At 33.5% G+C, this 20576-nt stretch carries 20 protein-coding genes and 2 riboswitches; of the genes, 11 read left to right on the top strand and 9 right to left on the bottom strand.

The features are described from left to right. The first annotated feature begins 466 nt into the window (after positions 1-466). Both BKP45_RS16825 and BKP45_RS16830 read left to right on the top strand, forming a co-directional pair. Positions 467-1411 carry a DMT family transporter gene (locus tag BKP45_RS16825; RefSeq protein ID WP_071389756.1) on the top strand — a complete coding sequence of 315 codons (945 nt, stop codon included), beginning with the start codon at positions 467-469 and terminating at the stop codon, positions 1409-1411. A 67-nt stretch (positions 1412-1478) separates the two neighbouring features. Then, positions 1479-2018 carry an LOG family protein gene (locus BKP45_RS16830; RefSeq protein WP_071389757.1) on the top strand — a complete coding sequence of 180 codons (540 nt, stop codon included), beginning with the start codon at positions 1479-1481 and terminating at the stop codon, positions 2016-2018. Positions 2019-2140: 122 nt separating this feature from the next. Here BKP45_RS16830 and BKP45_RS16835 read toward each other — a convergent pair whose 3' ends face one another. Both BKP45_RS16835 and BKP45_RS16840 read right to left on the bottom strand, forming a co-directional pair. Further along, complete coding sequence (locus tag BKP45_RS16835; RefSeq protein WP_071389758.1) at positions 2141-2542, bottom strand: C40 family peptidase; 402 nt, start codon at positions 2540-2542, stop codon at positions 2141-2143. Positions 2543-2738: 196 nt separating this feature from the next. After that, entirely contained in the window at positions 2739-3257 is a 519-nt protein-coding gene (locus BKP45_RS16840; RefSeq protein WP_071389759.1) for a GNAT family N-acetyltransferase, read from the bottom strand. Between the two features lie 646 nt (positions 3258-3903). Here BKP45_RS16840 and BKP45_RS16845 point away from each other — a divergent pair. Beyond that, a complete protein-coding gene (locus tag BKP45_RS16845; protein ID WP_071389760.1) occupies positions 3904-4881 on the top strand; it encodes an aldo/keto reductase in 978 nt (325 codons plus the stop codon). A 104-nt stretch (positions 4882-4985) separates the two neighbouring features. On the opposite strand, the gene BKP45_RS16850 is transcribed toward BKP45_RS16845, so the two are convergent. The 3 genes from BKP45_RS16850 to BKP45_RS22690 form a co-directional block, all read right to left on the bottom strand. Then, positions 4986-5180 carry an alpha/beta-type small acid-soluble spore protein gene (locus BKP45_RS16850; protein ID WP_071389761.1) on the bottom strand — a complete coding sequence of 65 codons (195 nt, stop codon included), beginning with the start codon at positions 5178-5180 and terminating at the stop codon, positions 4986-4988. 90 nt (positions 5181-5270) lie between these two features. After that, positions 5271-5426 (bottom strand): sporulation histidine kinase inhibitor Sda, encoded by a 156-nt coding sequence (gene sda / locus BKP45_RS21800; protein WP_139193812.1) that lies wholly within the window; start codon positions 5424-5426, stop codon positions 5271-5273. Positions 5427-6009: 583 nt separating this feature from the next. Beyond that, positions 6010-6168 (bottom strand): hypothetical protein, encoded by a 159-nt coding sequence (locus BKP45_RS22690; RefSeq protein WP_169823148.1) that lies wholly within the window; start codon positions 6166-6168, stop codon positions 6010-6012. Between the two features lie 207 nt (positions 6169-6375). Then, positions 6376-6543: riboswitch (M-box (ykoK) riboswitch) on the top strand. A 253-nt stretch (positions 6544-6796) separates the two neighbouring features. Here BKP45_RS22690 and mgtE (BKP45_RS16855) point away from each other — a divergent pair. The 4 genes from mgtE (BKP45_RS16855) to BKP45_RS16870 all read left to right on the top strand — a co-directional run bounded on the left by mgtE (BKP45_RS16855) (position 6797) and on the right by BKP45_RS16870 (position 11981). Then, positions 6797-8167: a magnesium transporter gene (gene mgtE / locus BKP45_RS16855; protein ID WP_071389762.1), complete on the top strand. Its 1371-nt coding sequence runs from the start codon at positions 6797-6799 to the stop codon at positions 8165-8167. A 32-nt stretch (positions 8168-8199) separates the two neighbouring features. Further along, a riboswitch (M-box (ykoK) riboswitch) is annotated at positions 8200-8362 on the top strand. Between the two features lie 100 nt (positions 8363-8462). Then, on the top strand, positions 8463-9176 hold the full coding sequence (locus BKP45_RS16860) for an MgtC/SapB family protein (RefSeq protein WP_071389763.1): 714 nt from the start codon (positions 8463-8465) through the stop codon (positions 9174-9176). 23 nt (positions 9177-9199) lie between these two features. Beyond that, a complete protein-coding gene (gene mgtE / locus BKP45_RS16865; protein ID WP_071389764.1) occupies positions 9200-10564 on the top strand; it encodes a magnesium transporter in 1365 nt (454 codons plus the stop codon). A 250-nt stretch (positions 10565-10814) separates the two neighbouring features. Then, positions 10815-11981: a TraB/GumN family protein gene (locus BKP45_RS16870; protein WP_071389765.1), complete on the top strand. Its 1167-nt coding sequence runs from the start codon at positions 10815-10817 to the stop codon at positions 11979-11981. 564 nt (positions 11982-12545) lie between these two features. Here the strand turns inward: BKP45_RS16870 and BKP45_RS16875 are convergent. The 4 genes from BKP45_RS16875 to BKP45_RS16890 form a co-directional block, all read right to left on the bottom strand. After that, positions 12546-14147: an ABC1 kinase family protein gene (locus tag BKP45_RS16875; protein ID WP_245747441.1), complete on the bottom strand. Its 1602-nt coding sequence runs from the start codon at positions 14145-14147 to the stop codon at positions 12546-12548. A 440-nt stretch (positions 14148-14587) separates the two neighbouring features. Next, positions 14588-15316 carry a P-II family nitrogen regulator gene (locus BKP45_RS16880; RefSeq protein ID WP_071389767.1) on the bottom strand — a complete coding sequence of 243 codons (729 nt, stop codon included), beginning with the start codon at positions 15314-15316 and terminating at the stop codon, positions 14588-14590. Beyond that, positions 15291-16043, bottom strand: coding sequence for a DUF1538 domain-containing protein (locus tag BKP45_RS16885; RefSeq protein WP_071389768.1), 753 nt, complete (start codon positions 16041-16043; stop codon positions 15291-15293). The genes BKP45_RS16880 and BKP45_RS16885 overlap by 26 nt, the downstream gene beginning before the upstream one ends. Further along, positions 16040-16732 carry a DUF1538 domain-containing protein gene (locus BKP45_RS16890; RefSeq protein WP_071389769.1) on the bottom strand — a complete coding sequence of 231 codons (693 nt, stop codon included), beginning with the start codon at positions 16730-16732 and terminating at the stop codon, positions 16040-16042. Before BKP45_RS16890 ends, BKP45_RS16885 begins: the two co-directional genes overlap by 4 nt. 374 nt (positions 16733-17106) lie before the next feature. On the opposite strand from BKP45_RS16890, the gene BKP45_RS16895 reads away from it, so the two are divergent. The 4 genes from BKP45_RS16895 (at position 17107) to BKP45_RS16910 (ending at position 20305) form a co-directional block, all read left to right on the top strand. Continuing rightward, the gene (locus tag BKP45_RS16895; protein WP_071389770.1) at positions 17107-17667 is read left to right on the top strand and encodes a tyrosine-type recombinase/integrase; all 561 of its coding nucleotides are present in this window, start codon (positions 17107-17109) and stop codon (positions 17665-17667) included. 20 nt (positions 17668-17687) lie between these two features. After that, on the top strand, positions 17688-18521 hold the full coding sequence (locus tag BKP45_RS16900; RefSeq protein WP_071389771.1) for a YitT family protein: 834 nt from the start codon (positions 17688-17690) through the stop codon (positions 18519-18521). A gap of 228 nt (positions 18522-18749) precedes the next feature. Continuing rightward, positions 18750-19208, top strand: coding sequence for a chemotaxis protein CheW (locus BKP45_RS16905; RefSeq protein WP_084787850.1), 459 nt, complete (start codon positions 18750-18752; stop codon positions 19206-19208). A 377-nt stretch (positions 19209-19585) separates the two neighbouring features. Continuing rightward, on the top strand, positions 19586-20305 hold the full coding sequence (locus BKP45_RS16910; RefSeq protein ID WP_071389772.1) for a YebC/PmpR family DNA-binding transcriptional regulator: 720 nt from the start codon (positions 19586-19588) through the stop codon (positions 20303-20305). Positions 20306-20576 lie beyond the last annotated feature (271 nt).

A 20576-nucleotide genomic window follows, 5' to 3' on the forward strand; every position in this document is an offset into this window, starting at 1 on the left:
TTTTACACTTTCGCGGACATCATGAAGTTAGAATAATATGAAAAACACACTTTCAAGACTAAATAGCGGATTTTGTGTCCGTAAAATCCATAAATTAAGGCTTTTTTTCAAAATAAGGGATCTGGTGTCCAAAAAAATTTTAATCTCTCCCTTTTCTAACTTAGAAACTGTCTAGCACAAGCAGCCTACGAGCTCGGTCCCTTCAGTAAGTTTATAAATATATACTAATACGATTTGTTGCTCTCACCTTTTTGAATATTTCCCTTGGAAAATCGACAAGATTCATATAATCTTATATTAGTTTACCCCATACTTAAGTTGAGAGTGACCTACTTAAAACACAAGGGTCGGGGATTAATGGTTATGAAAGATAGGATAGGCTAAACTTATAATCAGTTGGAGGAGGATCGAACCCCACACTGATTGAGGTTCAGATCAGCTTTAAAAGTGAGGAGAATTGTATCTAGTGTGGTCTGAGAAATTTTTTACGAATTCATATGGAATTATTTTGTCTGCAATTGTTTGTACAGCTTTATGGGGCAGTGCTTTCCCAGTTATTAAATTAAGCTATGAGGCATTAAATATTCAGCAGGATGAAACGGCTCAACAAGTTTTATTTGCAGGATATCGTTTTTTCCTATCTGCGTTACTTATTTTTACCTTTATGATTTTGATTAGGAGAAAAGTTAGCTACAAAAAAGGTTCTTTTAAGCCTCTATTAAAGATTAGTTTTTTTCAAACATATTTTCAGTACGTTTTGTTTTATATTGGACTAAGCTATAGCACTGGAATCCAAGGAGCAATTATTGCTGGAACAACTTCTTTTTTTCAAATTATTTTTGCTCACTTTATGTATAAAAATGATAAAATTTCGATGCGTAAAACGGTAGGGTTATTCGTTGGTTTTACTGGTGTTATATTAGTTAATATTACACAAGGGACATTTGAGTTTCAATTCGGATTTGGAGAGTTATGTTTATCAGTAGCGATGATTTCTAGTGCGTATGGAAATATTCTTGCACGTAACGGTGCGCAGACGTTGAATGTTATGTATTTAACAGCATCACAAATGCTGATTGGCGGATTTGGTTTATTAATCACGGGCGTTGTTTTTGCTGGATTTATGCCATTTCAATTTACCCTCTATTCATTTGGATTACTCTTGTATTTATCTTTTTTATCTGCAGCTGGGTTTGTTATATGGAATAATGTTATGAAATATAATAATGTAGGGCAAGTATCAATGTATTTATTCTTGATACCTGTATTTGGAGTTTTGCTTTCTTCAATACTGTTAGATGAGGTCATTCATCTTTTTGTTCTACTCGGACTAAGCTTTGTTACATCAGGTATAATTATCGTTAACCGTAAAAAGTCTGATAAGCAAGTTAAGATAAGGTCTGCAAGTTAATAATATAGTTTTTTGGAAAAAAACAATGATTTTAGTATGAATTAAAAAGCTGAGGAAGGTGAAATAAATGAAAAAAATTGCTGTTTTTTGTGGATCAAGAACAGGTCATGATCCAAAATATATGGAAGCTGCAAAACAACTAGGAAAAAAACTCGCTGAAGCTAAGATAGATCTCGTATATGGTGGTTCTATGGTTGGATGTATGGGTGCTGTCGCTGATGCGGTAATGGAAGGTGGCGGTGAGGTTATTGGGGTCATTCCAAAAAAATTAGCCAAAATTGAAGTTGCGCATCAAAATTTAACGAAGCTTCATATTGTGGAAACGATGCATGAAAGAAAGGCGATGATGGCTGATCTTGCCGATGGTTTTATTGCATTGCCGGGTGGAAGTGGAACAATGGAGGAATGGTTTGAAGTGTTAACTTGGGCACAAATAGGTTATCACAAGAAGCCTTGTAGCTTGTTGAATATTAATGACTACTATACCCCTTTAATTTCTTTTTTTGATCATATGATTGAACAAGGCTTTGTAAATAAAGAGCATAAACAGTTGATCATAGTTGAAAATGAAATTGATAAATTAATTAATATTCTTAAACAATTTTAATATGAATCCTTTACTTCATGAAATAGAGGTTACCTTCTACACCCCTAAATTTTTCTAATTTAAGTTTTAAGCTGGATTTTGTGTATTAATTTAAATAAAAGCTCATCAATGAAGGTGAGCTTTTATTGTGAAATAACTCGAGTTGCTCCTATTACTACTTTTTTCCAGTAAAGATCTAAGTCAGAAATTACTACTTTTTTTCCTTTTCGGTGAGTGTGAAGTATTTGATTGTATCCTAGAAATATAGCGACATGACCTATTTTTTCAATTCCTTTTCTGTGGCTTCTATTTTTGGTTGTGAAAAATAATAAGTCTCCTTTTTTTATGTTAGAAACAGTTATTTTTACTCCAACTTTATATTGCTCGCGTGAATTTCGTGGAAGAGCAATTCCGTTTTCTCTAAAAATATATTGAATAAAAGAACTGCAATCAAAGGTCTTTGTTTGTAATGAGGGAGAGTTAAAAACGTAAGGCTTATTCAACTGTTTTAACCCTGTCAAAATAATTTTATCAGCTATTATCATACTAATCTCCTTTCTATTCGAAAAGTGACACTATATTTTATTAACTTATTTCGAAATTGATTGGACAAGAAGAGTAGATAAATAGCATATTTTTGAGTATGTTATTAAATGAAAGGAGTATAAAATTTAAAAAGTTGGTAAACTGTCATCTTCAACACAGACTAGCTCGGGACTTCTAACTTCTTCGAAAGATCTATTAATCTATCTCCAATCCCATGATTATTGCACTGTGAAACGTATGATTTTCGTAAAAATATCTAGAAATTTTTCCTTCGACAACAAAACCTAATTTTTCGTATAAATGAATGGCATTGATATTCTCCTCATGTACTTCCAAGTTAATCTTTCTAGTAACCTTATTTGTTTTTGCCCAATCTATCAAAAAGTACATCATTTTTTTAGCGATACCTAATCCCCAGTATGCTTTTTTCACACTTACACCAAATTTTCCGAAATGGATTGTTTTTGATCTAGTGCCTGAAGAAAAGTATAAATTACCAACAATTTTACCACGGATTTCAGCAACTAAAAATATACTTGTATGATCTTGAAGACTCATTTCAATTATGTCTTCTTCTTCCTCAACAGTTGTGTCAAACTCTCCCTCACCAAATGTAAGGAATTTTGATTCGTTAGCAATTGTCTTTACTAACTCAATTAGTTGGCTTGCATCTTCCTTTTTAGCCTCTCTTATAATGAATTGTTTATCTACCATTATTTAACAACCCTCCTTTGGTAAATTTTCAGTACATGAATGGATTTCATCATACATATTTTCAAGGTACTTTATTTAGTGGTGTGGTTACGCTTTCAAATAGCTACCGTTGTAATAGTTACTAATTGCTATAAGGGGGAGATTTTAAACTGAACTTGTTACATTAACGAGTGTATATTAATTAATGACTATCTTATCTTCTCCACTCTACTTTAACAAGAAATATGCACCCTTTCATTTAGATTGCTATAGTTTTTGACACTATAATAATTTATTTCATCCCACTCATAATGGGCAGTAAGCCCCAAACTCAATACTTAAGAAAATTGAGGTGGGCGATAAAGGTCCAAAATAGAATATTTTTCATGTGAAAGCTGGTGATTAGTTATTCTTATGCCTGTATTATAAGTTAAAAACAACAACAATCAGTTGGGGATGAAGGAAAACCCCTATTGATTGAAGTTCAGCTTTATAATAAGATTTTATGCGCATAAGTTTTTTTATAGTTTGGTGTCGTTGGATTTCTGGAATCATGAAATTCATTCATATAGAAAAAATTTCCTATTTGCGTAGAGTTGATCCCTTATTTAGAGTTATACTAGTTTTGTAAAGGTAAAATAACATTCTATATTAAGGTGGGATAAGTATGAAGGTAATGCCGTTACAAAAAAGAAAGATTTCAAACAGTCGTCTCCTGTTTGGGTGTATGGGTTTAGGTGGCGGTTGGAATCAAAATGGTATAACTGAGGAAGATATCATCCTTGCAGAAAAAGCAATTGATGCGGCTCTTTCAATTGGGATAACCATGTTTGATCATGCTGATATCTACACATTTGGTAAAGCGGAGCAGGTTTTTGGGGAGGTTTTAAAACGTAGCCCACAATTAAGAGAACAAATCGTTCTCCAATCGAAATGTGGGATTCGCTTTCCAGAAGGTAAAATTCCAAACCGCTACGATTTTTCAACTGAACATATCATAAACTCTGTTGATGGAATACTTGCGAGACTTGGTGTTGAATACATAGACATATTATTACTACATCGTCCAGATCCATTAATTGAACCTGATGAAGTAGCTGATACTTTCGAAATTTTAGAGAAGTCAGGCAAGGTTAGAAATTTTGGGGTTTCTAATATGAATGTTGCCCAAATGAAGTTATTACAATCTTATTGTTCTTCGCCGATTGTCGTAAATCAACTAGAAATGAATTTACATAAGCTAGACTGGTTAGAGCAAGGAGTTTTAGTAAATCAAAGTTTAGGAACTCAGTATAACTTTTCTGATGGAATTATCGAACATTGTCGATTAGAAGATATTCAAATCCAAGCTTGGGGACCGTTAGCAAAAGGTATCTACTCAGGAAAAGAGGTAGAGAATGTAACGGAATCTTATTTACAGACGAAACAATTAGTCAAAGAAATGGCTGAAAAAAAGGAAACGACAATGGAAGCTATAGTTCTCGGGTGGCTAATGAGACATCCAGCTCTTATTCAGCCAGTAATTGGTTCAGCTAATGAAACTAGGATAAAAAATTGCGAAGATGCTACAAGACAATCACAGCTTATGACAAGAGATGAATGGTATTCTTTATATGTAGCTTCACGTGGGAAGTTGATGCCTTAATTAGTGGTGATCGAAATTAATGAAAGAGGCTGTCTGTTTAAATTTAGACAGCCTCTTTCTCTTTATCCAACTCTTAAAAAGGGCAGTAAGACCCTCACTTTTACTTAATGTAATTGTTGTTGAGCCATTTGTACAAGGCGTTTCGTTATTTCTCCACCAACTGAGCCGTTGGCACGAGAAGTTGTATCAGGTCCAAGTTGAACTCCAAATTCTTGTGCAATTTCATACTTCATTTGATCGAGGGCTTGCTGAACTCCAGGTACTAATAGTTGATTTGAACTGTTGTTTCTCTGTGTCATTACAATTACCTCCTTAATAAAGTTGGTAATAGTATGTGTGTATAGAAATAGGATATTCATATTTCTTGCCACTTCCATAAAAAGGATGTATTAAGATGTTGAACGTTTATTTTGTTTATTTTCCATTAAGAATAAACCCCTTCTCATTATTTCTTTTCTTAAAATGGCAATGAATTCTGCATCTAGATTTAGTTCCTTAGCTTTTATATAACTATCCAACAAAAGGCTATCCTTTAATTGATGCAAAAAAATCACCTCCTAGATTAACTTACATACATAATTCCCTAAAATAAGAAAAGAAAACCTATAATTCGATTCTAATCAAACGTACGTACTAATTAAATAGAGAATTTAAGTTAATGAATTTCATAATTGTTTATTTTCGTTACTCTGATACTAAATGTTGTTAGATGAAGACCGTTTCCAACAACATTTAGACTTATGTAGCTCCATTTAGGTAATTATGAAATTGACTCAAGTAACATAAGTTTGTATGTTATTTTTTTACAATTTTTTTGATACGTTTTCGAAAAAAATATAGAATGTGAAAGTATTTTACATAGTTAAAAAGGTTTGGAAATTAGTGTAATCGTTAAATGGAAAAGTAGCATTTATTACTGGAGCTGGAAAAGGAATAAATAGGTAGAGCTACGGCCGACTGAAATCATCAAAAACCATGATGTAATCGGCGGTACTTTGGTCAACAAATCCATAAATCTGGTACTCATAAACGTAGTTAATTTATGGCGAGGAAAAAAGCACATTCAACTTCGAATGTGCTTTATTTTTTAAAATTCTTAAAGTGAGAGGCTTTTGATTAAGACCACTTTTAACAATTGTTGTTATTTTTACAATTTGTTAAATCCTGAGCATCGTTTTCATTAGAAAATTCAGTATTTACATCATCAATGTTAAGATCGAGATTGTTATCGTTATTATCGTTAACATTATTATTTTGTTTATTGCGATTAAGTTTCTTGTTCGCCATAATATATCACCTCCCTGAATTAATTTTTCCTTATTTTCGTTATTAATTCTGTAAAGTGCAGACATTTTTTTTGATGTGTCTAACATATGAATTTTTTACTTTCAAATATTAAATCTAAAACCAATGGGTAAAATATTAAATTTGCACAAAAATTATTGTTAATTTTATTGACAAACATAATTTATTTCGTTATCCTCAGTTTAGAATTAAATACCTCGTTAGGTGAGGCTCCTGTGTTGGAGAAATGCTGCTGCCCAAAAACGTCGAAAGACGCCAATGGGTCAACAGAAACCATCGACATAAGGTGGTTTTTAATGTAGCTGGATTTAAATCCTATGCCACACAGTGCTAAAGCTCTACGAATGGAGGAAATCAAGATTTTTTGTGTTGCCTTGGGCAATACATATTATTTTGTCATGCAAAAAACACCTTCATTCGTGATGGTGTTTTTTTATGTTTGACTAAAAAGGGGGTGGGGTAATGGATAGTGACTCGAGTAGTAGGATACACAATACCATCATCATATTTGATACAAAAGTAACACACACTACTAAAAAGATAATGAGGAATTCCATTACAACATCTCAGATGAAAAGTACGGTGAATTCCTACTAGGAGGGAAACCACCATGGTAAGATTAGACCAACAAAATCGTGAGAACTACACGAAACAAATTATTCAAACACTTGTGGATGCGAATCTGACTGATTTTAGAGAGTTATTTTTTGAATTACATCCAACTGATCAAATTGATTTATTAAATTCCGTTACAAAAAAGCAAAGAAGTGTTATTTATAAATTTGTTAAACCTGAGGAATTTGCAGAAATATTCCAAGGTTTAGAAGTTGATAAACAAAAACTTTATATTTCTGAATTACAACAAAATTATGCTATTGATGTTATCAATAATATGCCATATGATGATATCGCTGACTTCTTAGGGGAACTTTCAGAAGCTACAAAAGAACTTTATCTAAGTAAAATGAAAAAAGAAGAAGCTGAAGAGGTTATCCAACTATTAAAATATGACGACCAAACAGCCGGTGCAATTATGACAACGGAGTATATATCTGTTTCGTCAACAGATACGGTTGTTAATGTTATGGGACGCTTACGATTAGAGGCTCCAGAGGCGGAAACGATTTACTATCTTTATGTTGTCGATGAACAATTAAAATTGGTGGGCGTAGTTTCTTTAAGAGATCTAATTATAGCTCCTTTAGAACAGAAAATTGAAGAAATAATGCTCACTAGAGTTAGATCAGTGGAGACACATACTGACCAAGAAGAAGTGGCTAGAGTTATGAGAAAGTATGACTTTTTAGCCATCCCTGTTACTGCTCAAGGGAAACTTGTTGGGATCGTTACTATTGACGATATCATGGACGTTGTTGAAGAAGAAACAGAAGAAGATTTTGGAGAAATTTCAGCGACGCGTGGTTCAATCGATGCCAATATCTCTTCGTTTTCAGCAGCGAAAAAGCGTGCACCTTGGATTATTATGTTAATGTTTTTAGGTCTTATTACTGCCGGAGTTATAGGTGAATTCGAAGAAACTCTTGAAGCAGTAATCATTCTTGCTGTTTTTATTCCATTAATTATGGATTCAGCTGGAAATACTGGTACACAAGCTTTAGCTGTTGTGGTACGTGGTTTAGCTTTAGGTTCAGTGGATAATTCCTCTATAGGAAAAATGTTGAAACGTGAATTTGGAACTGGTTTATTACTTGGTTTATTTTGTGCGATTACATTATTAATCGTTATTCCTTTCGTTTACCCTGAAGGGGGACTAATTTTAGCAGGAATTGTAGGGGTGTCATTATTCTTTACGTTAAGCTTTTCAACGATGGTTGGGGCGACTGTTCCTTTAATTATTAGAAAGCTTAATATTGATCCAGCGGTTGCTTCTGGTCCTTTTATTACAACGATAAATGATATTATGGGCTTAATAATATACTTCTCAATTGCAACAGCCCTTTTAGATTATCTACCTCAATAATAAGCTCACTGTCCATAAAGTGAGTTGAAAAATAATTGCTTCGTTAGGTGAGGCTCCTGTGTTGGAGATACGCTACTGCCCAGAAATGTCGAGAGACGCCAATGGGTCAACAGAAACTATCGACTAAGGTAGTTTTTAATGTAGCTGGAATTTTCCTATGCCACACAGTGCTAAAACTCAACATGGAAGATATGTGTATGCTTAATTTTTTGGCGCCTTCTTTTGTTGAAGGTGCCTTTTTCCTTATTTAGGGTATGCTAACAAATGTTATTAAAGTTAAAAGAGGGTGAAAAACATGGTTTTTAAAGAAGAAATATTATTGAAGTTATGTATTGCACTTATTTTTGGATTGTTAATTGGTATCGATCGTCAGTTAAAACATAAACCACTTGGCTTAAAAACAAGTATGGTTATTTGTGTTGCAAGTTGCTTAGTCACGATTGTGTCAATTGAGTCTTTTTATAACTTCTCCTCTCCTACATTTAATGCTATGGACCCGATGCGTTTAGCAGCTCAAATCGTGAGTGGTGTAGGTTTTTTAGGAGCAGGTGTAATTTTACGTAGACAAAATGATGTGATTTCAGGTTTAACGAGCGCTGCGATGATATGGGCGGCTTCAGGCTTAGGAATTGCTATTGGTGCAGGATTTTATTTTCCGGCGATGATTGCCGTTTTTCTTTTAATCATAGCCGTAAACCTTTTACCGACTGTAGTTAAATCACTTGGACCAACTGCATTACGGCAAAGAGATGTTGCGGTACGTATTGTCATGGAGCCAAATTACAGAATGACAGAATTAATTACAGCGATTGAGAAAAAAAGTGAGGGGTTAAATGAAACTGAAAAGAGTGATCTGAAAATAAGACATCTTAAAATAAAAGATATTGAAAATGGTAATCAACAAATTGATTTAACCCTTTCTGCTCCAGAAAAACAATACACAACAGAGATTTATTACTTAATAAAAAAAATCGATTATGTTCTTACCGTTGAAGTTGAGCATTTATAAGTGGATGAGGGGAGGTTCTATTCATGAAAAAAATCACTGTGAAAAATAGAGAAGAATTTACGTATTATCTCTTTTTATATTTAAAAAACGAGGATGAAGAAAGATTTCGTGAGGAGTTTTTAGAATTACATCCAACAGATCAAAATGAAATTTTTAAATTAATGAGCAATGAGAAACGAAAGCGTGTCTATAACTATATAACAGCAAGGGAATTTGCAGATATTTTTAGTGGGTTACAACATTATGAACAAAAAATGGTATTTAGTGAACTTGAAGATTCATATGCACTTGAGATGTTAAATGAACTTCCAGCTGATGAGATTACTGATTTTTTTAGTGAGATACCTGAACATATTTCTCAGTACTTATTAGAGAAAATGGATAAAACAGAAGCAGATAACATTAAGCATTTATTGTCTTATAAGGAAAATACAGCAGGTTCCTTAATGACAACTGAGTTTGTTACCGTATTACCTTCACAAACGGTTTCGGAAATTATGGAACGTTTGCGAATGGAAGGAACAGATGCGGAAACCATTTATTACTTATATGTAACTAACGATACAGGAAAATTAATTGGGGTTGTTTCATTACGAGAGCTTATCACAGCTTCACTTAATGAAAAGGCTGAGAAAATTATGAAGGAACAATTAATCTCAGTTTCACCACTAGCAGATCAGCAGGAGGTATCAAAAGTTATTAAAGATTATGACTTTCTGGCTGTCCCTGTTGTGACTTCTAATGGAAAGATTGTTGGGATTGTTACTGTAGATGATATTTTAGATGTAATTGAGGAAGAAACATCCGAAGAAATTGGAGAAATTTCTGCAGTAAAAGGAGCGCTTGATCTTGAAGTAAGTTCTATGGAAGCTACCAAAAAACGATTACCTTGGCTAATACTTTTATTATTTATTGGCATGTTTACTGCAGGATTAATTAGTAGTTTTGAGTCTACAATTGCAGAAGTAGCTATGTTAGCGGTGTTTATTCCTCTTATTGCTGATATGGCGGGAAATACCGGTACACAGTCTTTGGCAGTCGTTGTTCGTGGATTAGCACTCGATAAATTTGATCGAACAAAGGTTTTTCGTCTATTAAAAAGAGAGAGTCTTACAGGATTGATGATGGGTATTATTTGTGGGATCTTAGTTTCGATTATCGCGTTACTAATACCACAAGGAAATGTCATATTAGGTTTTATCATTGGAACATCCCTATTTGTAACCATCCTATTTTCAACAATTTCAGGAACAGTTATTCCACTAATTGTTCATAAATTAAAAATTGATCCAGCCGTAGCATCGGGCCCGTTCATTACAACGATTAACGATTTTATTGGTTTATTGACTTATTTTTCAATTGCAACTACATTATTACATTATTTATAAATAAAGATGAGTTGGCCTAGTAGATTATATTTCACAGACAAACAAATCTAGTTTGGAATGTTATGACTAGATTTGTTTGTTCGCGGAGTTGAAGTAGTATTTGAAAATTATGGAATTTGAAAAAGATTATTTTAAGCTGTTATTGATATTTATCGTTTTCTAATTCATAATTGTATCATGCTATTATCAATGATTCTAAAGTATTGGATAAAGGTTGTTTTATAGTGCAACCATTTTAGGGAGACAGGATATGACTGAAGAAAATATTACTAGAATACACTTAGAAGGTAAGGAATTTATACTTATAGGAACTGCTCATGTATCAAAGCAAAGTGCCCAACAAGTGAAGCAAGTGATCGAAACTGAAAAACCAGATGTAGTTTGTGTCGAATTAGATGAACAAAGGTATCAATCCATCATAGAGGGTAGTAAGTGGAAGGATATGGATATCTTTAGGGTAATTAAAGAAAAAAAAGCAACATTGCTTTTAATGAATCTAGTTATCTCTTCATTTCAAAAACGAGTGGCAAAGCAATTCGGAATTAAGCCTGGACAAGAAATGATACAAGGAATTGAATCAGCTAAAGAAGTTGGGGCAAAGTTAGTATTAGCTGATCGAAATATACAGATAACCTTTTCGCGAATTTGGCATCAAATTGGACTATGGGGAAAAGCGAAGCTTCTCATGCAAATGATCTCAAGTATTTTCAGTAATGAGAGTATTTCGGAAGAAGAGCTCGAAAAATTAAAATCAGAAGATATGCTTAACTCTATGCTGGATGATTTCACAAAAACATTTCCTAAATTAAAAGTGCCATTAATTGATGAGCGCGATCAATTCTTGGCTAAAAAAATTAAAGATGCTCCAGGTAAAAAAGTTGTTGCTGTATTAGGAGCTGCGCATGTTCCTGGTATTAAAAAAGAAATGAATAAAAACCAGGATTTAGAGGCAATTTCTAAACTGCCACCTAAATCGAAAGTACCTAGGTTCATTGCCTGGGCAATTCCATTACTTATTATTGGAATAATCGCATATACGTTTTGGGCTAATCCAACAGCAGGTTTTCAACAAACAGTAAGTTGGATACTATGGAATGGGACGTTCTCAGCAATTGGAGCAGCGATTGCATTTGGACACCCGCTTGCTATTTTAACTGCATTTGTTATCGCACCATTGAGCTCGTTAAATCCATTAATGGCTGCTGGGTGGTTTTCAGGAATAGTACAAGCGTATTTTCGTAGGCCGAGTGTAGGTGATTTTGAAACTCTTTCAGAAGATGTATACACAGTGAAAGGCTTTTGGGGGAATAAAGTAACGCGTATTTTATTAATTGTTGTGCTAACAAATTTAGGGAGTACAATAGGAACTGTCATTGGCGGAGCTGACGTTGTCAGACTGTTCATAGAAAATTTATAAGTTTTTTAGCTTGTTACGTTACCCTATTGAAAATATTGCCAAGAAAATGGAGATGCTTAGTAAAGTTAACGGGTTCAGTTGAAAGATTTAAGACTTGTTTTGACACCCATAATGACAAGTTTTTTTAATCAATATTTATTAAGAAAAAGGATGGCATTTGCCATCCTTTTTGAAAAGGTAAGAATTTAAAAATTTCTAACTTGGAAACTGACTAGCGCAAGCAGCCTACGAGCTCGGTCACTTCAGTCAAGCAACTGCTCGTGCCCGAGGCGCTTGCGTTTATAGAACGTTTACTCGTTTTAACGGACACAGGAGACCCTATTTTACCGATATGATGCATTTTTTCAAGCTATCGGACATGAGGTACGTTATTTCATGAAAATTTACTAAATTAGGTGCTAATTTAAGTAAATAGCGTACCTCATGTCCGTTTACCCTTTTAAAATACCCCTTTGTTCACAAATAACGGCTCTCTTGTCCGTTAAAGTTTAAAAGTTTAATATTAACAACTTCGTTTATTACAGAAAAGCTGCACGTTTGTTTAAGCACAGTTATTTACATTCTTTATATTTTTCCTCTTCGTTTTTCATGCATGTATTTCATCCATTTTTTTAACTTAAAACTGTAAATAAAATATCCGATACAAGAGAAGACAGATACTCCGACTGAAAGCTGCAAAATAAGTTGATGGGAAGTATATATCCCTGTCCCCATTCCGATAAAACCAAGGAGTGTTAATTGAAATAATTGTTTTTTGTGATTTTCAAATATAGAAAATTGAAAATGTCTTCGCTGCTCGATTTCTTTTATATTCTCCAGTTTTTGAGGGAGTTTCAGAAATTCTGTAAAGGAATGGACCGTCTTAAATAAAGGTTGTGACTGCAACCAAAACCAAATAAACGACCACTTGTTATTTCCTTGTTTACTCAACCAACCCATAAAAACTTTTTTTAAAACAGTAATGAGATCATCCTCTGATGCCAAGTTCCGAAGCATTCCTTCCATCGTAATGAAAGAACGCCCTAAGAAGACAAATCTCGTTGGTACTTGAATTGGAAGTGCTTGAATTATATCGTTTATTTCCAATTTTAAAGCTATAAGGTCCATTTCTTTCAATTGCGCAGGTTGAAAAGACAATAATTCAGCCAATATCTTTTCCATCGTCCTTGGTTCTGCTTCAGGGAGCAAGAATCCTAAATGAGTCAAGCACTCCACAGCTTTAGGGTAATTTTTTGATAGTAAACCCTCTATCAATGTTTGAAAATATATAGAATCCTTCTTAGAAATTTCCCCTACCATCCCGAAATCTAGTAATATAATTTTTCCTTCCTTTGATACGAGTACGTTTCCTGAATGGGGATCAGCATGGAACATACCTGGTTCAAGCCATTGGGGAAGAAAAACTTCAATGAGACGCTCTGCCAATTCACGTTGGTTAAATTCTAATTGACTTACTCCTTCTTCATCTGTCAGCTTTATTCCCTCGACCCACTCCATTACCAAAACTTTTGACGTACTCAGCTCGGAATACACGTCTGGAATTTTTACTCCATCTACATCCTTAAATCGTTCTTGAAAAAAGAGTAGGCTATTTTTTTCCTGCGAAAAATCAAGCTCCCGCACAATAACTTCCTTGAGTTCTTTAAATAAAAGCTTTAAATTTATAAACCCTTTTGGCATGGGGACAAAATTATGGGCAAACCATATAATAATACTTAACGTACGGAAATCAGTTTTTATGATTGATTGAATATTGGGACGTTGTACTTTAATGGCAACTGGTTGGCCATCTTTTAAAATACCCTTATAAACTTCACCTATGGAGGCAGAAGCTACTGCCTTTTTATCGATGGAAAGTAAGGAATGATCCAGGGGACCTCCCCATTCTGCTTTGAGAATTCCCTCAATCTCCTCCCATTCTGAAGGAGGAACTTGATCTGTAAGGTCTTGAATTTGACGGATAAACTCATTAGGAAGCAAGTCCGCACGAATGCTTAGTAATTGTCCAATTTTAATAAGTAATCCTTCTAATTCAAATAATGTTTTTCGAAACCTCCCCCCTATTTTTTTCCACAATTTTTCCCAATCAGCTTCAGGTTTTTTTCTAACTTTATACCAATAAATTTGAATGAAGATGACAAATGCCATTGATAACACCTTTGACATCCGCTTTAATTTACTCCTTGATTTCATCAAATCACATCTTTTCATTATTAATTAACTATGTATTCTGCTTCGTTAGAGTTCAATACTTTATCTATTACTATTTCAACTTATAATTGTCAATTCCTGTTAAGGAAAATCCATTTACTCGATTTTGAATTATTTACCCTAAGTAATTGGATATCCTTTTGGCAAGGAAATTGACACAAGAAATGACTTCATTTTTCTCTTTCCATAATTTATTTCCACTTAAAAAATAACACCATTATCTAGCTAACACTAATGATATTCCCTCTAAACAAGTTGAAATTAACAACAAAAAAGGCGTTGGGAATTATTGTCAGTTTCAACGCCTTTTTATCTGTTATATTAAATTTTACATCCCTTAACTGAACCCGTTACTAGTTAAGTTGTCTCCTATTTCTGTCAATGAATTAATGAAGTTAAGCATGATCGTTAAATTTCTCATTTACCATTTTATTTAAGACATGATTAATACCTATTGTTTTTTCTACTTGAAGAACGAATGAAATTCCTTTGCCGGGTTGATTAATACCTGCCTCTATGTCAATTTGTTCTAAAACTTGTTCGGTTTTAGTGCGATCAATTAACGTTAGAACAATATCTTTTTCGGGCTCAATAAGTATATTAAATAGCTTTGCTTGTTCGTGAATTCCTGTTCCTCGTCCTGAAATGATCGTTCCACCTTCAGCCCCTGCATTTTTTGAAGCATCTACAACGAGATCAGCATCGCCTTTATTCACAATCGTAACAATAAGATCGTAAAGAATTGCTTGAGATTCCACTTGAGATTTCCCCTCCATATGTTCATTGGTATCATTTAAACCTATTAGATGATTAATTCCCATTATTTGTTTCGGACATAACATGATTGCAAGCCCTGTCCCTGGATGACAAAGTTTTGCTTCTTCATTAATGGCGCTTAGTACTTTATTGCATATCTGACTATTAACAAGAGTTAGGATAATTTCTTTTTCAGGTGCAATTGTAATTCCGAGGAAAGATTTGTTTTCGTGAACTCCTGTTCCAGATCCAATTAATACAGTACCACCTTCAGCACCGGCAAGTTTTGAGGCTTTTACGACTTTTTTTGCACATCCTTTTTTTACAATTGTTATGATAAGTTTATGCGCCTTGTTTATGGTGATCATTATTATGTTGTCGCCCCTTTCCTTCATATAATAGACCTAATGTGAGAACAGAGATAATGGGGGATAATGCAACTAATGCAATCATACCAAATCCATCAAGAAGAGGGTTGCGTCCATCAATCTCAGATGCGACACCAACACCAATTGCTAAAATAAAGGTGACAGTCATAGGTCCAGTTGCTACTCCTCCTGAATCAAAAGCGATAGCTGTAAAGCGTTTTGATGAAAAATACATTAGGATTAGCGCAATAAGGTAACCAGGGATAATAAAATACCACAATGGGATTCCAAGCAGAATACGCAACATCGATAAAGCAATTGAAAATGCTACGCCAATTGACAATGTGTATAACATTACTTTTTGAGAAATAGATCCACCTGAAACTTTTTCAACTTCGTGGTTTAAAATTCTGACGGCAGGTTCTGCGAAGGTTGCTACAAAACCAAATATGAACCCAATTGGTACTAGTATCCAATTAAAAGACAAACTTCCTAATTTTTCACCAATCATTTCCCCTACTGGAAAAAAACCTACATGGACCCCTTGTAAAAAGAAAGCTAAACCTAAAAAAGATAACAAAATTCCTTTACCAATGTTAAATAATTTTCTTCGATTTAATTTTAAAAAGAAAAGTTGAAAAAGAAGAAACAAGATTACTAACGGTAATAATGCATAGGTAACTTCTAGCAAAACATGACCAAATCCTTTAAATATTTGAATATTCATCCGAAAATCACTCCTAAGATTAAAACCGCCAAGATTGGTCCTATGGACGCTAATGCTACAAGACCAAAACTATCACTTGCAGATGCTTTGCCTTTCAATACAGAAGCTACTCCAACACCTAATGCTAAAATGAACGGAACCGTCATTGGCCCGGTCGTAACACCGCCGGCATCGAAAGAAATAGGAATAAAATTGTCAGGAGTAAAAGCAGCCAATAAAAAGGCTACTCCATAGCCTAATATTAAAATGTGGATAATTTTAATGTTGAAAATAATTCGAAGCATTGCTAATGCAACAAATATACCTACGCCTAATGCAACTGAATAAATAAGAATATTACTTGAAATTTCTCCATTAGAAACAAGATCAATTTGTGTTGCTAACACTCTTACATCGGGTTCAGCAACGGTAACAACAAAACCAAGAAGGAAACCGAAAAATAAAATCACCCACAATTTCTTTGTTTTTGGCAAGGCTGATCCAACCATTTTCCCTACGGGTAGAAGACCGATGTGAACACCTAGAAGAAAGAGGATTAGACCAATGCTGACAAAAACGACACCAACTAAAAATTGTAGAAACATTTCTATTGGTAACCAGATGATTGTAAATTGAAGTATGATAACTACTAGCGTAATAGGGAGTATTGCATATACAACTTCTTTAATCGTATCTTTAACATCTTGCATAATCGTCTCCTCTCACGTTTCATCATTATATTTTATTAAAAAGGGTGATTAGGTTTTGAGGAAGAAATATCTCTCTTTCCTTTTCCGTTACAACGAGGACAATTCACTTTTACTTTTAAAAGTTTCAAAAAAACTTTCGTAACTTTACCGGTACCATGACATTTTTTACAAATCACAATAATTGCCATAATCCCACCGCTTTCTTAAGTTTATCATACTTAATTCGAAAATTCAGAATTTTTGTTTTGTAGCAAGGAGTAATGGTCGTTTATTATCCTAATAATTCCTATTATAATGTATATTCAGAATTTACGTTACTTATAACTATGGTATAATTATATTATGTAACATTAGAGGAAAGGTGACTAACAAATATGGAATTTGTTGAGGCCATTAAAGACCGCAAAAAAATAAAAGAAATTAAAGAAGTTTTATTCAAAAGATCGAAAAGAGATTATCTTTTATTTACTTTAGGTATAAACACTGGACTAAAAGTAAGTGATTTGTTAAATCTTAAAAAGCATGAAATCGTCGAAAGAAATGATTGTGTTAAAGACTATATTAGTGTCTGTGACAAGGAGACAAACCTAGTTTATTTAAATGAACAAGTAAAAACTGCTGTGTATGATTATGTGAAAACGGTTCCTTTCTTGTCTGATGATGATTACGTGTTTAAATCCAAAAAAGGTACCGCTCCAATTACTCGGCAACAAGCATATCGAATTATTAATTCTGTAGCTAAAGAAGTGGGGATAAATTCCAAAATTGGTACACATACTTTACGGAAAACTTTTGGCTATCATGCGTATTGTGGTGGTGTAGCAGTTTCAATTTTACAAAAGTTATTTCACCATTCTTCAAAAGGGGAAACAATGAAATATATTGGCATTGAAAAAGGAGAAAATATACGCTCTCAAATTGATGTGAATTTATAGGAGAAAAGGTAGGTGTTTCGATGAAAAGATTTTTAGATTACTTGTTATTAACAGCTGGTTCAATCATTGTTGCTGTAGGTCTTGAGTTAATCTTAGCCCCGAATGGGATGGTAGATGGTGGTGTAACTGCTATTGCTATTATGAGCAATGCATTATGGAATATCCCAATATGGTCTGTTTTTATTTTATTAAATATTCCGTCTTTGATTATCGCTGGTAAGTATATGGGGAGAAAATTTGTTTTTCGTACACTTTATGCTAATGTCTTAACTTCAGGAGCATTAATATATTTTGCACCTTTTCCAGCGATTACCTCATCTGAAGTATTAATTGTATTATACGGTGGGTTATTACTAGGACTTGGTATTGGTTTGGTTGTGACGGCTGGTGGTGCGATAGATGGCTCTGAAATGATAGCTATTTGGATGAATAAAAAATATGGAGTTTCTGTAAGTAAGTTTTTATTAGCCATAAATGCTATTATCCTCTCGATGGCAGCCATTGTTTTTACTTTAGAAAAAGCGATGTTCTCAATAGCAGTATTTTTCATTGTTGCAAAGGTTATTGATTTTATTTTAGACGGAATCAATCAAGGTAAAGCAGTAATGATTATTTCGAGCAAGCCAGAAGAAGTAGGGAAAAAGTTAATTGATGAATTAGGTATTTCAATCACTTACCTTAAAGGAGTAGGTGGGTATACTGGTGATGAAATTCAGCTCATTTATTGTATTACTGATAGATTAATGTATCCGAAGTTAAAGGACGTGGTCTTATCTATAGATTCATCTGCCATACTTGAAGCGTCTCTAGTAACAGAAACAGCTGGTGTAAAGAAAAGATCATTGATTAAATAGGGTTGAAACTCACAATCCTAGAAATAAAATAAATATTGAACTTTGTTTTTCTGTAAAATATACTTTTATTAGTAATTAGGAAGATCATAGTAATAAAAAAATTTTAAATACAAAGTCAGAATTTTAAGATGAAACTACAATTGAGTGAGTTAATAATAATGAGTTATTCTCGGTTACACCTACCTGGTTGATTTTTGGGTAGATTAAATTTCTAAGGAGTGGAGAAAGTTGTTACATAGTCAATATGTAGTTTTTAAGCTAGAAGAAGGTGAATATGGAATTGATATTATGAACGTAAAAGAAATAACCGAATGTCAAACTATGACAATGGTTCCTAATTCACCAACTTATATTGAAGGTGTTATTAATTTAAGAGGAAATGTTATTCCGGTTATTAATCTAAAGAAAAAATTTCATTTGATAGATACAAAAATAAAGGAAACTAGTAAGGTTATTATTAGTAGTTTAGAGGATAATCAAGTTGGTTTTATTGTAGATGATGCTTCTCAAGTTTTAACGTTAATGCAATCGGACATTCAAAGTCGTCCAGAGTTACTTGGTGTAATTAATGAAAAATATGTAAATGGTATTGCAAAAGTTGAAGAAAAATTAATTATTCTAATAGACCTATTGGAAACATTAACAGCTGATGAAATAGAAGCTATAAAAGATACGAAAGTAGGTTAATCTTTAGATTATTCGTAGTGAATTTAGGGATTTATCCCACTCTTAATGGGGAGTAAAACACTAAATGATTGAAGGTTAACTTTATCAATATTAATTTTTTATTAGGGTAAAATATGGTATTCATAGAGGAAAAGACTTTGTTCAAAAAAGTCTTTTCCTCTATTTTCAATCATCCATTAATCAGCATGAGACTGTGTTCACTACATAATTTTACTGCTCCTCTTAACAAATGTTGTATTTCCTGTATAATAAAATCTGAAATAAGTTTATCTTTACTATCAAAATACACGCTTCATAATGGTCTTTAAATTTTTTCTATAATGAAAAGGAATTTAGCAATTATTAGAGTAAAAAAGTTGAAAGAGAGTGAGAACAATATGGGCCGTAAGTGGAACAATATTAAAGAAAAAAAAGCATCTAAAGATGCTAATAATAGTCGTGTCTATTCAAAATTCGGATTGGAAATTTATGTGACGGCTAAGCGGGGTGAACCAGATCCAGAATCAAACCAAGCACTAAAATTCGTTATTGAACGGGCAAAAACGTATAATGTACCGAAAGCCATTATTGACCGTGCTATTGAAAAAGCGAAAGGTGGTACTGAAGAATCTTATGACGAACTTCGTTATGAAGGTTTCGGTCCAAACGGATCAATGGTTATTGTTGATGCCCTAACGAATAACGTAAATCGTACTGCAGCTGAAGTGCGTGCTGCATTTAATAAAAATGGTGGAAATTTAGGGGTAAATGGATCTGTTGCTTACATGTTTGACGCAACAGCAGTAATTGGGGTCGAAGGTAAAACTGAAGAAGAAGTTCTTGAATTACTGTTGGAAGCGGACGTAGAAGTGCGTGATATCTTACAAGAAGATGAAGCAGTAATTATTTATGCAGAACCAGATCAGTTTCATGCCGTACAAGAAGCATTCAAGAGTGTTGGTATTACTGAGTTCACAGTTGCTGAACAAACAATGCTTCCGCAAAATGAACTATCCCTTACTGAGGATGCGAAAATAAAATTCGAAAAAATTATTGATACGTTAGAAGATTTAGATGATGTTCAACGAGTGTACCATAATGTTGATTTAGGTGAATAATTATAAAAAGCAAACCTTTTAGTATTGAAGGTTTGCTTTTTTCAAAGGGGGAATTAATAATTGTAGTAGGAAACCTATCTAATTTAACACCTACCTGAACGAGGTTACTTCACCTGATTTTATGAAGGTAAAAAGTGGGCTTTATGTAATGGGAGAAATTTACTATTGTACGTGAAGAAGGCGTTTTGTATATCTTATAATGAAACTATAGTAATAGCTAAAATATGAGCTCGTATTTTTAAAGTAAAATGATATAATCAAAAAGTAATGC

The organism is Anaerobacillus alkalidiazotrophicus, from assembly GCF_001866055.1.

Excerpts from the sequence above, each read along its gene's own strand:
- BKP45_RS16830 (WP_071389757.1), top strand. The coding sequence starts at position 1,479 with ATGAAAAAAATTGCTGTTTTTTGTGGATCAAGAACAGGTCATGATCCA.
- BKP45_RS16835 (WP_071389758.1), bottom strand. The coding sequence starts at position 2,542 with ATGATAATAGCTGATAAAATTATTTTGACAGGGTTAAAACAGTTGAAT.
- BKP45_RS16840 (WP_071389759.1), bottom strand. The coding sequence starts at position 3,257 with ATGGTAGATAAACAATTCATTATAAGAGAGGCTAAAAAGGAAGATGCA.
- BKP45_RS16845 (WP_071389760.1), top strand. The coding sequence starts at position 3,904 with ATGAAGGTAATGCCGTTACAAAAAAGAAAGATTTCAAACAGTCGTCTC.
- BKP45_RS16850 (WP_071389761.1), bottom strand. The coding sequence starts at position 5,180 with ATGACACAGAGAAACAACAGTTCAAATCAACTATTAGTACCTGGAGTT.
- BKP45_RS22690 (WP_169823148.1), bottom strand. The coding sequence starts at position 6,168 with ATGGCGAACAAGAAACTTAATCGCAATAAACAAAATAATAATGTTAAC.
- mgtE (WP_071389762.1), top strand. The coding sequence starts at position 6,797 with ATGGTAAGATTAGACCAACAAAATCGTGAGAACTACACGAAACAAATT.
- BKP45_RS16860 (WP_071389763.1), top strand. The coding sequence starts at position 8,463 with ATGGTTTTTAAAGAAGAAATATTATTGAAGTTATGTATTGCACTTATT.
- mgtE (WP_071389764.1), top strand. The coding sequence starts at position 9,200 with ATGAAAAAAATCACTGTGAAAAATAGAGAAGAATTTACGTATTATCTC.
- BKP45_RS16870 (WP_071389765.1), top strand. The coding sequence starts at position 10,815 with ATGACTGAAGAAAATATTACTAGAATACACTTAGAAGGTAAGGAATTT.
- BKP45_RS16875 (WP_245747441.1), bottom strand. The coding sequence starts at position 14,147 with ATGTCAAAGGTGTTATCAATGGCATTTGTCATCTTCATTCAAATTTAT.
- BKP45_RS16880 (WP_071389767.1), bottom strand. The coding sequence starts at position 15,316 with ATGATCACCATAAACAAGGCGCATAAACTTATCATAACAATTGTAAAA.
- BKP45_RS16885 (WP_071389768.1), bottom strand. The coding sequence starts at position 16,043 with ATGAATATTCAAATATTTAAAGGATTTGGTCATGTTTTGCTAGAAGTT.
- BKP45_RS16890 (WP_071389769.1), bottom strand. The coding sequence starts at position 16,732 with ATGCAAGATGTTAAAGATACGATTAAAGAAGTTGTATATGCAATACTC.
- BKP45_RS16895 (WP_071389770.1), top strand. The coding sequence starts at position 17,107 with ATGGAATTTGTTGAGGCCATTAAAGACCGCAAAAAAATAAAAGAAATT.
- BKP45_RS16900 (WP_071389771.1), top strand. The coding sequence starts at position 17,688 with ATGAAAAGATTTTTAGATTACTTGTTATTAACAGCTGGTTCAATCATT.
- BKP45_RS16910 (WP_071389772.1), top strand. The coding sequence starts at position 19,586 with ATGGGCCGTAAGTGGAACAATATTAAAGAAAAAAAAGCATCTAAAGAT.